General features: G+C 71.9%; 9 protein-coding genes and 1 pseudogene. 6 read left to right on the top strand and 4 right to left on the bottom strand.

Going from position 1 to position 12,907, the window contains the following annotated elements; translation table 11 throughout:
- Nucleotides 1–168: 168 nt before the first annotated feature.
- The 4 genes from ABZ340_RS09705 to ABZ340_RS09720 all read left to right on the top strand — a co-directional run bounded on the left by ABZ340_RS09705 (nucleotide 169) and on the right by ABZ340_RS09720 (nucleotide 5,637).
- Complete coding sequence (locus ABZ340_RS09705) at nucleotides 169–747, top strand: TerD family protein (RefSeq protein WP_358781209.1); 579 nt, start codon at nucleotides 169–171, stop codon at nucleotides 745–747.
- Nucleotides 748–829: 82 nt separating this feature from the next.
- The gene (locus tag ABZ340_RS09710) at nucleotides 830–2,872 is read left to right on the top strand and encodes a TerD family protein (RefSeq protein ID WP_358781210.1); all 2,043 of its coding nucleotides are present in this window, start codon (nucleotides 830–832) and stop codon (nucleotides 2,870–2,872) included.
- Nucleotides 2,873–3,159: 287 nt separating this feature from the next.
- Nucleotides 3,160–4,161, top strand: coding sequence for a TerC/Alx family metal homeostasis membrane protein (locus ABZ340_RS09715; RefSeq protein WP_358781211.1), 1,002 nt, complete (start codon nucleotides 3,160–3,162; stop codon nucleotides 4,159–4,161).
- 375 nt (nucleotides 4,162–4,536) lie between these two features.
- Nucleotides 4,537–5,637, top strand: coding sequence for an ionic transporter y4hA (locus tag ABZ340_RS09720; RefSeq protein ID WP_358781212.1), 1,101 nt, complete (start codon nucleotides 4,537–4,539; stop codon nucleotides 5,635–5,637).
- Nucleotides 5,638–5,679: 42 nt separating this feature from the next.
- Here ABZ340_RS09720 and ABZ340_RS09725 read toward each other — a convergent pair whose 3' ends face one another.
- Nucleotides 5,680–6,951: an MFS transporter gene (locus ABZ340_RS09725; protein ID WP_358781296.1), complete on the bottom strand. Its 1,272-nt coding sequence runs from the start codon at nucleotides 6,949–6,951 to the stop codon at nucleotides 5,680–5,682.
- 176 nt (nucleotides 6,952–7,127) lie between these two features.
- A pseudogene (locus tag ABZ340_RS09730) lies at nucleotides 7,128–7,460 on the bottom strand (LD-carboxypeptidase); the annotation flags it as partial.
- A gap of 148 nt (nucleotides 7,461–7,608) precedes the next feature.
- Between ABZ340_RS09730 and aroQ the strand changes: the two are divergent.
- A complete protein-coding gene (gene aroQ / locus ABZ340_RS09735; protein ID WP_358781213.1) occupies nucleotides 7,609–8,082 on the top strand; it encodes a type II 3-dehydroquinate dehydratase in 474 nt (157 codons plus the stop codon).
- 58 nt (nucleotides 8,083–8,140) lie between these two features.
- On the opposite strand, the gene ABZ340_RS09740 is transcribed toward aroQ, so the two are convergent.
- Both ABZ340_RS09740 and ABZ340_RS09745 read right to left on the bottom strand, forming a co-directional pair.
- On the bottom strand, nucleotides 8,141–8,797 hold the full coding sequence (locus tag ABZ340_RS09740) for an MBL fold metallo-hydrolase (RefSeq protein WP_358781214.1): 657 nt from the start codon (nucleotides 8,795–8,797) through the stop codon (nucleotides 8,141–8,143).
- 73 nt (nucleotides 8,798–8,870) lie between these two features.
- Entirely contained in the window at nucleotides 8,871–9,557 is a 687-nt protein-coding gene (locus tag ABZ340_RS09745) for a maleylpyruvate isomerase family mycothiol-dependent enzyme (RefSeq protein ID WP_358781215.1), read from the bottom strand.
- Between the two features lie 225 nt (nucleotides 9,558–9,782).
- Here ABZ340_RS09745 and uvrA point away from each other — a divergent pair, with 225 nt between their 5' ends.
- Entirely contained in the window at nucleotides 9,783–12,704 is a 2,922-nt protein-coding gene (gene uvrA / locus ABZ340_RS09750; protein ID WP_358781216.1) for an excinuclease ABC subunit UvrA, read from the top strand.
- Nucleotides 12,705–12,907 lie beyond the last annotated feature (203 nt).

Below are 12,907 nucleotides of genomic sequence, written 5' to 3' on the forward strand. Positions count from 1 at the left end.
CGGACCGGCGCCCTCACCTTTCTCCGGCGCCCCACCAGGGACACGCTGTGTTGCAAGACCGACACAAAGTGCGGTCCGCGGTGCGGCGCTGTCAGTGGCCCTGCGTAGTGTTCTCGGCAACCGCGGGCAGCGCGGCGACAGGGGACTGTTCGAGAGGGGAAACAGCGCGTGACCGTCAACATGACCAAGGGTCAGGCCATCAGTCTGCAGAAGAGCGACGGGGGCAGCCTGACCGCGGTGCGCATGGGTCTCGGCTGGCAGGCGGCCCCCCGGCGCGGCCTGTTCGGCTCCCGCACCCGGGAGGTCGACCTCGACGCCTCCGCCGTCCTGTTCGCGGAGAAGCAGCCGGTCGACGTCGTGTTCTTCCGGCACCTGGTGAGCGACGACGGCTCGGTGCGCCACACCGGGGACAACCTCGTCGGCGGTGTCGGACAGGGCGGCGACGACGAGGCGATCCTCGTCGACCTCCAGCGCGTCCCGGTCCACATCGACCAGATCGTCTTCACCGTGAACTCCTTCACGGGCCAGACCTTCCAGGAGGTGCAGAACGCGTTCTGCCGCCTGGTCGACGAGACCAACGGCCAGGAGCTCGCCCGCTACACGCTGGCCGGCGGCGGCGCCTACACCGCCCAGATCATGGCGAAGGTCCACCGCACGGGCGCGGGCTGGACGATGACCGCCCTCGGCTCCCCGGCCAACGGCCGCACCTTCCAGGACCTGATGCCGGCCATCCTGCCCGTTCTGTGATCCGGGCCGTGCCCGCCCGAGGCGGGCACGGACGAGCGGGCGACACACGGCACACCACGAGCGGACACAGGGGGAGAGGACGATGACGGCCGAGCTGGTGCGGGGGCAGAACCACCCGCTTGACCGGACCCGTCTGGAGATCCGGGTCTCGGCCGGCACGCCGGTCGTGGCCGGAGCCACACTCGGCGACGCCGACGGCAGGGTCCACGGCCCCGAATGGGTGGCCCACCCGGGCGCGCCCGTCCTGCCGGGCCTGGAGGTCCCCCGGCAGGCCGCCGCCGACCATCGCCTCGCGGTGGACCTGGACGCCGTACCGGACGCCGTGCACCGCGTCACCGTGCTGCTCGCCCTGCCCGCCGCCGACGGCCCGTCCCGCTTCGGCGCCGTCGCCGCCCCCTCCGTCACGGTCACCGGCCTCGACGGCACCGGGGTCGCCGGCTACACCGTCACCGGCCTGGACACCGAGTCGGCCGTCGTCGCCCTGGAGCTCTACCGCAGACAGGGCGCCTGGAAGGTGCGCGCCGTCGGCCAGGGCTACGCGGGCGGCCTCGCCGAACTCCTCACCGACCAGGGCCTGCCCCAGGCCCACGACCTCGCCGGCAGCATCGCGGAGGCGGTGGCCCGGGGACCGGCCCGCCCGGTGCCCGCACCCCCGCCGCACACGGTGGACGGCGACCGCCCCCGGCAGGCGACCGCGCCGGTGCTCGGCCCGGACCACGGCGGCGCCGCACCCCGGAGCACCCCCGGCCCCGTACCGGCGGTGCCTCCCCACGACCCGCACCCCGCGCCCGGTGCCCGTCCGCCCGGCACCCCGGGGCAGCCCGCGTCACCACCGCCGTACCCGGGCGGCGGCGGGGCGGCGGCCCCCTCCGCCGTCACCCAGCCGCCCCCGCCCGCCGCCGGCGGCCCGATCGACTACAGCCACCCACGCCGCCACAGCACGCCGCCTCCGCCCCCGCCGGCCTCGCCGCCGGCCGCACCCGGACAGCCCGCCCGCCCCGTCGCGGGCGACGCGACCGGCTGGTCCATGGACGAGCGGCTCTACAACCAGGTATGGGGCATGTTCGAGGACCTGGCCCGCACCACCGCCGCCTACCGCAGCGCCGTCGACTTCGCCGACTCGCGCCGGGAGAAGGAACTCGACCGGCTCCTCTCCGACCCGCGCAGCCGGATCAGCGGACAGGGCGACGCCGCCAGGGAGACGGCCCGCGCCCGGTACGACCAGCTCGTCTCCCAGGCCCGGGAGGCCCTCGACCGGGACCTCGCCCAGCTCACCGCCGAGGCCGAGGTCGTCGAGCCCGCGCTGCCACCGGCGTACGCACGCTGGGACAGCCCCGTCTGGCACGCCTACCGGGTGCCCACGGAGGCGCCCATGGCCCTGCGCCTGGGCGACCTCCACCTGCCCGAGACCGGCCGGATACGGATCCCGATGCTCGTCCGGCTGCCGCTGGAACGCGGTCTGTGGATCGACGGCGGACGCTCGGGATCGCTCGACGGTTCGTTCGTCGACGCACAGGAGCTGCGGCGCCGTGCGCTGGAGACCGCGGTGGCGCACACGGCCCGGCTGCTCGCCGTCCATCCGGCGGGCGAGTTCACCGTGCAGGTCGTCGACCCGGCCGGCTCCGGCGCGCGGGCGCTGGCCCCGCTGGTGCGCACCGGGGTGCTGGCGGATCCGCCCGCGCTCGGCGCCGCGGGAGTGGCGGAGGTGCTGGCCCGGCTCACCCAGCGTGTCGACCTGCTGCAGATGGCGGTGCGCGGCGGCGCCACCGACTCCCTCCCGCGCGGCTTCGACACCTCCCAGCACCTGCTGGTCGTCCACGACTTCCCGCACGGCTTCGACGACCGGGCCGTGAACCAGCTGCGCTACCTCGCGGACGAGGGCCCGTCCGTCGGCGTCCATCTGATGATGGTCGCCGACCGCGAGGAGTCCGCCGGGTACGGGCCGCTGCTCGACCCGCTGTGGCGTTCCCTGCTGCGCCTGACCCCGGTGGCCGACGACCACCTCGCGGACCCCTGGGTCGGGCACGCCTGGACGTACGAGCCGCCGCTCCCGCCGCCCGGCAGCCAGGTGCTCCAGCAGGTGCTCACCCAGGTCGCCGCGGCCCGCCGCACCGGGCGCGGGTGACCGCCGCCCCTTTGCGCCAAGCCCTCGTAAAGTGGCTGTGACCAGCCTTTTTGGCGTTTCTTTTGCAATTCTCTTTACTGTTCCTTGGTGATTGGGGTACTGTTCTTCGTACGGAGGGGAGTACTCCCTGTCTGCTGCGGCGTACCCGTCAATACGGATCAGGCCAGATCCCGGGGCGTCGGCCCGCGGGCTCCGGACGCGTCGGGCGCGTCCGAGGCCCAGGGTGGAAGAGACCTCCGGCAGCGACGACGCTGACATCCGTTGTGTTACGTACTGCCGGAGGCGTAGTGGAAGTTTCCCTGACCCTGTGGGTCCTCACCGTCGTGGGCCTCGCCGCCCTGATTGCGGTCGACTTCTTCATCGGGCGCAAGCCGCACGATGTGTCGATCAAGGAAGCGGGCACCTGGACGGCCGTCTGGATCGCGCTGGCCTGTCTCTTCGGGCTCGGCCTGCTCGTCTTCGGCGGCGGCCAGCCCGCCGGCGAGTTCTTCGCCGGCTTCATCACCGAGAAGTCGCTGAGCGTCGACAACCTCTTCGTCTTCGTCCTGATCATGGCGAAGTTCGCCGTGCCCTCGCAGTACCAGCAGCGGGTGCTGCTCATCGGCGTCCTCATAGCCCTGATCCTGCGGGCGGTCTTCATCGCGGCCGGTGCCGCGATCATCGCCAGCTTCTCCTGGGTCTTCTACCTCTTCGGCGCCTTCCTCATCTACACCGCCTGGAAGCTCATCCAGGAGGCGCGGGCCGAGGAGGACGACGAGGAGTACGAGGAGAACAAGCTGCTCAAGGCGGCCGAGCGCCGTTTCGGCGTCGCCGACCGCTACCACGGCACCAAGCTGTGGATCCAGCAGAACGGCAAGCGGGTCATGACCCCGATGCTGGTCGTGATGCTCGCGATCGGCACCACGGACGTGCTCTTCGCGCTCGACTCGATCCCGGCGATCTTCGGCCTGACCCAGGACCCGTACATCGTCTTCACGGCCAACGCGTTCGCCCTGATGGGTCTGCGCCAGCTGTACTTCCTCCTCGGCGGCCTGCTGAAGAAGCTGGTCCACCTCTCCTACGGCCTGTCGATCATCCTCGGCTTCATCGGTGTGAAGCTGGTCCTGCACGCCCTGCACGAGTCCGGGGTCCACGTCCCGGAGATCAGCATTCCGGTCTCGCTCGGCGTGATCTGCGCGGTCCTGATCGTCACCACGATCACCAGCCTGAGGGCGTCCCGGAAGCAGGCGGCGGCCGAGGCGGCGGATGCGCGAGGCGAGGACGCCGCGAAGGACAGCGTCGAGGCCTGATCCTCCCCTTCGGAAGCCGGAAGCCGGAAGCCGGAAGCCGGAAGCCGGAAGCCGGAAGCCGGAAGCCGGACTCCGCGGCACCGGGAGTGGCGAGCGGCACAGCGCCGGCCGCACCTCCCGGTGCTCGCGCGTCCGCGGCCCGCGTTCCCGCCCGGGAACGCCCCGGCGGGCGGCAGCACGCGTGACGGACACGAAGACCACCGGTCGTCCGAACGGATCAGTCCCTTCGCTGCCGGGTTCCGCACGGACGAGAACCCGCACGGGACAGGCGGCCGCCCCCACCGCAGCGGTGCGGCCGAGCGCAGGCCGTGCTGCCGGGAGCGGACCCCGGACGGCCGGAGTGCGGGACCCGACCGCCTCTGCGACGATCGCCGCATGGTCACTCGGCCCAGGGCGCTCATGGCGCAGTGGACGACCGCCGTGCCCGTGGCCGCGGTCGTCCTGCTGGTCCTCGTCTGGGGACGCGATCTGCCCGGCGTCGTCGTCGCGCTGGCGACGGTCGTCCTCGCCGGGGCGGTCCTGGCGGCGGTCCACCACGCCGAGGTGGTGGCGCACCGGGTCGGCGAGCCCTTCGGCTCCCTGGTCCTCGCCGTCGCCGTCACGATCATCGAGGTGGCCCTGATCGTCACGCTGATGGCGGACGGCGGGGACAAGAGTTCCACGCTGGCCCGGGACACCGTCTTCGCGGCCGTGATGATCACCTGCAACGGAGTGGTCGGCGTCAGCCTCCTGGTCGCCTCCCTGCGCCACCGCACGGCCGTCTTCAACCCGGAGGGCACCGGTGCCGCTCTCGCGACGGTCGCGACCCTCGCCACCCTCAGCCTGGTACTGCCGACGTTCACCACGAGCAAACCGGGCCCGGAGTTCTCCACGGTGCAGCTGACCTTCGCGGCGCTCTCCTCACTCGTCCTGTACGGCCTGTTCATCGCCACCCTGACCGTCCGGCACCGCGACTACTTCCTGCCCGTCACCCGGCAGGGCCACGCGATCACCGCGGAGGACCACGCCGACGCACCGTCCACCCGCACCGCCCTGATCAGCCTCGGACTGCTGGGCCTCGCCCTGATCGGCGTGGTCGGCCTGGCGAAAGGAGTCTCGCCCACCATCGAGGACGGGGTGGAGGCCGCCGGGCTGCCCCACGCCGTCGTCGGCGTGATCATCGCCCTGCTGGTGCTGCTGCCCGAGACCATCGCCGCGCTGCGCGCCGCCCGCCGTGACCGGGTGCAGACCAGCCTGAACCTCGCGCTCGGTTCGTCGATGGCCAGTATCGGCCTGACCATCCCCGCGGTCGCCCTGGCCTCCGTATGGCTCTCCGGCCCCCTCGTCCTCGGTCTGAGCGCCACCCACATGGTGCTGCTGGCCCTGACCGTGGTGGTCGCCTCCCTGACGGTCGTACCGGGCCGCGCCACGCCCCTGCAAGGCGGCGTCCACCTGGTGCTGTTCGCCGCCTACCTGGAACTCGCGATCAACCCCTAGCCGGGAGCGGGCCACCGGGAACCCGGGCCGGCCGCGCCCTCGTCAGCCTGGGGCGGGCTGCTCCGCCATCACCGGTGCCGGGCGCGTCTCGGGCAGCAGCGCGAAGCAGCCCAGGCTGATCAGGGCGAGGACGGTCAGGTACGCCGCCACGCCCCAGGGCACCCGTCCGCCCTGCTCGGCCAGGGCCGTCGCCACGATCGGGGTGAGCGCTCCCCCGAGGACACCGCCGAGGTTGTAGCCGACCGCGGCGCCCGTGCAGCGCACCCGGGGCTCGTACAGCTCTGGCAGATAGGCGGCGATCACCGCGAACATCGTGATGAACGCGAGCATCGCGCCCAGGAAACCGAGGAACATCGGCAGCGGCGCGCCCGTCGCCAGCAGCGCGACCATCGGGAACATCCACAGGGCCGCGGCCGCGCACCCGGCCAGGCACAGCGGCCGCCGGCCGTAGCGGTCGCCCAGCAGCGCCGCCAGCGGAGTGAGGGCGCCCTTCACCAGCACCGCGGCCATGATGCAGGTCAGCATGGTGCTGCGCCCCACCCCGAGCCGCTCCGTCGCGTACGCCAGGGACCAGGTGGTCACGGCGTAGAAGATCGCGTATCCGACCGCGAGCGCCCCGGCGGTCAGCAGGACGAGCCGCCAGTGGTCGCGCACCACCTCCACGAGCGGCACGCGCGCGTGGTCGTCGAGTTCCAGGAAGCGGGGGCTCTCGGCGAGCGACGACCGCAGCCACAGCCCCGCCAGGGCCAGCACGCCCGCGGCCCAGAACGGCACCCGCCACCCCCACTGGGCGAACTGTGCGTCGGACAGCGTCGCCGACAGCGCCAGCATCACCCCGTTGGCGACCAGGAAGCCGACCGCGGGCCCGATCTGGGGGAAACTCGACCACAGCCCGCGCCGGCCGGCGGGCGCGTGCTCCACGGTCAGCAGCACGGCCCCGCCCCATTCCCCGCCGAGCCCCAGCCCCTGCAGGAACCGCAGGAGCACGAGCAGCAGGGGAGCGGTCAGGCCGATCGTCCCGTACGTCGGCAGGAAGCCGACCGCGACCGTGGAGGCGCCCGTCAGCAGCAGCGACGCGACCAGCACCGGCCGCCGCCCGTGCCGGTCCCCGATGTGCCCGAACAGCACCGACCCCAGCGGCCGGGCCACGAACCCCACCCCGAACGCGGCGAAGGCGGCCAGCGTCCCCGCCACCGGCGAGAACGTCGGGAAGAACAGCGGCCCCAGGACCAGCGCCGCCGCGGTCCCGTAGACGAAGAAGTCGTAGAACTCGATCGCCGTCCCGGCGAGCGACGCGGCGGCGAGCCGCGGCATGGAGGGTGCCCTCACAGCACGTACATCGTTCACGCCGCGACAACTACCCACGGTGATGGCGGGTTACGGGGCGCACAGGGGTGGCGCAAGGGTCGCGCGGGGCGGCATATGACGGTGATGCGCCGGTCCGTACGCGACGGTGGCGCGACGGCCCGTACGTGATGATGATGCGCCGGTCAGTACGTGACGGTGATGCGCAGGGCGGGGCCGTCCACGCGGATGACGCCCCCGTGGAGGAGGACGAACTGCGGATCGGTGTGCCCGAGGTCCACGTCGAAGACGATCATGGTGTCCGGAGCGTAGGCCCGCAGGGCCCGCAGCACGGCCTCGCGCTGCTCGGCCGCGTAACGGGCGGCCTCCTCGGGGCTGTGGGGGCGCTCGAAGAACCACGTCTTGGGCCGGCCCGTCAGCAGCGCCGGGAAGCGCCGGAGCAGACCGCGCTCGCCCGTCTTCCGCAGGGTGCGGAAGACCTCGGCGGCGCTCGGCATCTCCTCCGACGTCTCCAGGAGCGGTCGCCCGGCGAGGGCTTGGGCGGGTGCGAGGGTGTCGTCATGACGGGAGGGCAGGGCCGGCCGGCCCGCCGGGGCACCGTGATAAACCGGGTCGAGCAGCGGCCGTCGTACGCGCCGCCCGACCCTCGAACGGACCGGAGGAACCGTGCCCCGCACCCTGGCCAACGCCCCGATCATGATCCTCAACGGACCCAATCTGAACCTGCTCGGCCGGCGCCAGCCGGAGATCTACGGCTCCGACACCCTCGCCGACGTCGAGGCGATGTGCGCCAAGACGGCGGCCGCGCACGGCGGCACGGTGGACTTCCGCCAGTCCAACCACGAGGGCGAACTGGTCGACTGGATCCACGAGGCACGGCTGAACCACTGCGGCATCGTGATCAACCCGGCCGCCTACTCGCACACGTCCGTCGCGATCCTGGACGCGCTCAACACCTGCGACGGGCTGCCGGTGGTGGAGGTCCACATCTCCAACATCCACCAGCGGGAGTCGTTCCGGCACCACTCGTACGTCTCGCTGCGCGCCGACGGGGTCATCGCCGGGTGCGGGACGCAGGGCTACGTCTTCGGCGTGGAGCGGGTCGTGGCACTGGTGGGGGCGGCACAGGCCGAGGCGTGAGCCGGGCCCGGTTCCCGGCCTCCGCCGCCGGGACCGCCCCCCACGCGCGTGTGCCCGCTCACCAGCCGCGTTCGCGCCACTCCGGCAGATGCGGGCGTTCCGCGCCCAGGGTGGTGTCGTTGCCGTGTCCCGGGTAGATCCACGACTCGTCCGGGAGGACGTCGAAGATCTTCGTCTCCACGTCGTGGATCAGGCTGGCGAAGGCCCTGGGGTCCTTGTGGGTGTTGCCCACGCCGCCCGGGAAGAGGCAGTCCCCCGTGAAGACGTGGGGGTGCCCGTGCGGGTCGTCGTAGACGAGGACGATGGAGCCCGGCGTGTGCCCGACCAGATGGCGCGCGGTCAGCTCCACCTGTCCCACCCGGATGGTGTCGCCGTCGTCGACCAGGACGTCGGTCGGCACGGGGATGCCCTCGGCGTCGTGGCGGCCCGCGTAGGTGCGGGCGCCGGTGGCGGCGACGACCTCGGCGAGCGCCTGCCAGTGGTCGCCGTGGCGGTGGGTGGTGACGACGGACGCGATGCCGTCGCCGCCGATCATGCCCAGCAGGGTCCCGGCGTCGTTGGCGGCGTCGATCAGCAGCTGCTCGTCCGTGGCCCGGCAACGCAGCAGATAGGCGTTGTTGTCCATCGGGCCGACCGCGATCTTGGTGATCATCAGGTCCTTGAGCTCGTGCACGTCGGCGGGCCCGCCGACCCTCACCTCTCCGCTGTACGTCATGGCGGCCAGCCTAGTCGCGGCAGGCCCCGGCAGGAGCCCCGCCGGGGTCGCGCCTGCAGCGGGGGGAGTACGCCTACAGCGGGGGGAGCGCCGGGAGCGGGCCGCCCGTCACCGTCAGCCCCGCTCCGTCGCGGCGTCCGGCGAGCCAGCCGAGCAGGTCCGCCCCGCTCCCGGTGACGGTGACCGCGGGGGTGTCCGCCTCCCGGCCCGTGCTCCACGCGCGCGTGCCGTCGGTGAGGCGGACGGGCGGCACGTCCGGGTGGCCGGTGAACCGCTCGGCGAGGAAGGCGGTCTCCCGCTCGGCGAACTCCGCCGGGAGGTCCTCCAGCTCGTAGCCGATGCCGAGGTCCACGTGGTGCAGCTCCACCTCCACCCAGCGCCGGAACGGCACGCGGGAGGCGGAGTCGGTGACCCCGTTGCGCAGCGCCACCGTGCGGGACCAGTCCGCCGGGACGGCACCGGCGGCCTGGAAGCGGGCCGCGCTCTCGCGCAGGTCGGCGAGGTGGACGTCGAGGGGGCGCGGGGCGTCCCGCTCGATGTCGGCGTCCCGGACCTCGCCGGAGGCGTACATGGGGCGCCCTTCGAGGACGTTCACCAGCGCGTCCGCGTTGCGGGCGAGATGGGCGAGGACGTGACCCCGGCTCCAGCCCGGCAGCCGTGACGGCTCCGTCACAGACGCGTTGTCCAGTTTGCCGACCGCGGTGAGCAGCCGCTCGGTAGCGTCACGTACAGCCGCCAGGTCATGCGCGTGATCCATCATGGTCCTGACCCTAGACCGCGCCACTCCTTCGGGTGAAGCGGGCGGACCGTCCCCGTAAATCGAATGCACGTGCTATATGGTCGAGTGCGGCGTCGGGCATGCTGGATGGCCGGGGGTTGTTGGCAACCCGTGAATCCGACCGGCGTTGTCAGTGGCTCCCCCTAGTCTGAGAAAGCACGGGGGCCCCGCCCCTGTCACTTCTCCCGAAGAAAGGTGCGGACCGGCGTGGCCGACCGTCTCATCGTCCGTGGCGCGCGCGAGCACAATCTGAAGAACGTCTCGCTCGACCTGCCGCGTGACTCGCTCATCGTCTTCACGGGTCTGTCCGGGTCGGGCAAGTCCTCCCTGGCCTTCGACACGATCTTCGCCGAGGGCCAGCGGCGCTACGTGGAGTCGCTCTCCTCCTACGCCCGGCAGTTCCTCGGCCAGATGGACAAGCCGGACGTCGACTTCATCGAGGGCCTCTCCCCGGCGGTCTCCATCGACCAGAAGTCGACCTCGCGCAATCCGCGCTCCACGGTCGGCACCATCACCGAGGTCTACGACTACCTCCGCCTGCTCTTCGCGCGCATCGGCAAGCCGCACTGCCCCGAGTGCGGCCGGCCCATCTCGCGCCAGTCGCCGCAGGCCATCGTCGACAAGGTCCTGGAGCTGCCCGAGGGCAGCCGCTTCCAGGTGCTCTCGCCCCTGGTGCGCGAGCGCAAGGGCGAGTTCGTCGACCTCTTCGCCGACCTCCAGACCAAGGGCTACTCCCGCGCGCGCGTGGACGGCGAGACGATCCAGCTCTCCCAGCCGCCCACGCTGAAGAAGCAGGAGAAGCACACCATCGAGGTGGTCGTCGACCGCCTCACGGTGAAGGACTCCGCCAAGCGCCGCCTCACCGACTCCGTGGAGACCGCCCTCGGCCTGTCGGGCGGCATGGTCGTGCTCGACTTCGTCGACCTCCCCGAGGACGACCCCGAGCGCGAGCGCATGTACTCGGAGCACCTGTACTGCCCGTACGACGACCTCTCCTTCGAGGAGCTGGAGCCCCGCTCCTTCTCCTTCAACTCGCCCTTCGGCGCCTGCCCCGACTGCACCGGCATCGGCACGCGCATGGAGGTCGACCCGGAGCTGATCGTCCCGGACCCGGACAAGTCCCTCGACGAGGGCGCCATCCACCCCTGGTCGCACGGGCACACCAAGGACTACTTCGGCCGCCTGATCGGCGCCCTCGCCGACGCGCTCGGCTTCCGCACGGACATCCCCTTCGCGGGCCTGCCGCAGCGCGCCAAGAAGGCCCTGCTCCATGGCCACAAGACGCAGGTCGAGGTCCGCTACCGCAACCGGTACGGCCGCGAGCGCCGCTACACCACGGCCTTCGAGGGCGCCGTCCCCTTCGTCAAGCGCCGGCACAGCGAGGCCGAGTCGGACGCCAGCCGGGAGCGCTTCGAGGGCTACATGCGCGAGGTGCCCTGCCCCACCTGTGAGGGCACGCGCCTCAAGCCCGTCGTCCTCGCGGTCACCATCGAGGGCAGGTCGATCGCCGAGGTCTCCGCGATGTCGATCAGCGACTGCGCGGACTTCCTGGGCGAGCTGAAGCTGAGCGACCGCGACAAGAAGATCGCCGAGCGCGTGCTGAAGGAGGTCAACGAGCGGCTGCGGTTCCTGGTCGACGTCGGCCTGGACTACCTCTCGCTGAACCGCGCGGCCGGCACGCTCTCCGGCGGCGAGGCCCAGCGCATCCGCCTGGCCACCCAGATCGGCTCCGGCCTCGTCGGCGTCCTGTACGTCCTCGACGAGCCGTCCATCGGCCTGCACCAGCGCGACAACCACCGGCTGATCGAGACCCTGGTCCGGCTCCGCGACATGGGCAACACGCTCATCGTCGTCGAACACGACGAGGACACCATCAAGACCGCCGACTGGGTCGTCGACATCGGCCCCGGCGCCGGCGAACACGGCGGCAAGGTCGTGCACAGCGGCTCCCTGAAGGAGCTGCTCGCCAACAGCGAGTCGCAGACCGGCCTGTACCTGTCCGGCAGGAAGTCCATCCCGCTGCCCGGCACCCGGCGCCCGGTCGACCCGTCCCGCCGGCTCACCGTGCACGGCGCCCGCGAGAACAACCTGAAGGACATCGACGTGTCCTTCCCGCTGGGCGTCTTCACCGCCGTCACGGGCGTGTCCGGATCCGGCAAGTCGACCCTGGTCAACGACATCCTGTACACGCACCTGGCCCGCGAGCTGAACGGCGCGAGGAACGTGCCCGGCCGGCACACGCGCGTGGACGGCGACGACCTCGTCGACAAGGTCGTCCACGTCGACCAGTCGCCCATCGGCCGCACCCCGCGGTCGAACCCGGCGACGTACACCGGCGTCTTCGACCACATCCGCAAGCTGTTCGCCGAGACGACCGAGGCCAAGGTCCGGGGCTACATGCCCGGCCGGTTCTCCTTCAACGTCAAGGGCGGCCGCTGCGAGAACTGCGCGGGCGACGGCACGATCAAGATCGAGATGAACTTCCTCCCGGACGTGTACGTCCCGTGCGAGGTCTGCCACGGCGCCCGGTACAACCGGGAGACCCTGGAGGTCCACTACAAGGGCAAGTCCATCGCCGACGTCCTGAACATGCCGATCGAGGAGGCCATGGACTTCTTCGAGGCCGTCCCGGCGATCTCCCGCCACCTCAGGACGCTGAACGACGTCGGTCTCGGCTACGTCCGGCTCGGCCAGTCCGCGACCACGCTGTCCGGCGGTGAGGCGCAGCGCGTGAAGCTCGCCAGCGAGCTGCAGCGCCGCTCCACCGGACGCACGGTCTACGTCCTGGACGAGCCGACCACCGGTCTGCACTTCGAGGACATCAGCAAGCTGCTGACGGTCCTGTCCGGCCTGGTCGACAAGGGCAACACGGTCATCGTCATCGAGCACAACCTCGACGTGATCAAGACCGCCGACTGGATCGTCGACATGGGCCCCGAGGGCGGCGCCGGTGGTGGCCTGGTGGTCGCCGAGGGCACGCCCGAGCAGGTCGCCGGCGTTCCGGCCAGCCACACGGGCAAGTTTCTGCGGGAGATTCTGGAGCCGGAGAAGATCAGCGACGCCGCACGTTCGGCAAAGGTGCCGGCGAAGAAAACCGCCAGCCGCCGAAAGGCGACGGCCAAGCGATAGAGGCAGGCGGCCAAGGGCCGCCGGTGCACCCCCGCACGGGCGGGGACGGATGCGCTCAGCGCCAAGGATCTCCCGGAGGAACGGACCACCCCCGCTGCGGCGGGGAAGCTCAGCGCGCCTGCCGCATGGCCAACACTGACGACGGGCGAAAAGTCACGGTGCTCCACGGCAACTCCCCGTGGAGCACCGCGCGTTGGCACGGC

This window comes from Streptomyces sp. NPDC006134 (assembly GCF_040628835.1).
In the GTDB taxonomy this organism is placed as follows: domain Bacteria; phylum Actinomycetota; class Actinomycetes; order Streptomycetales; family Streptomycetaceae; genus Streptomyces.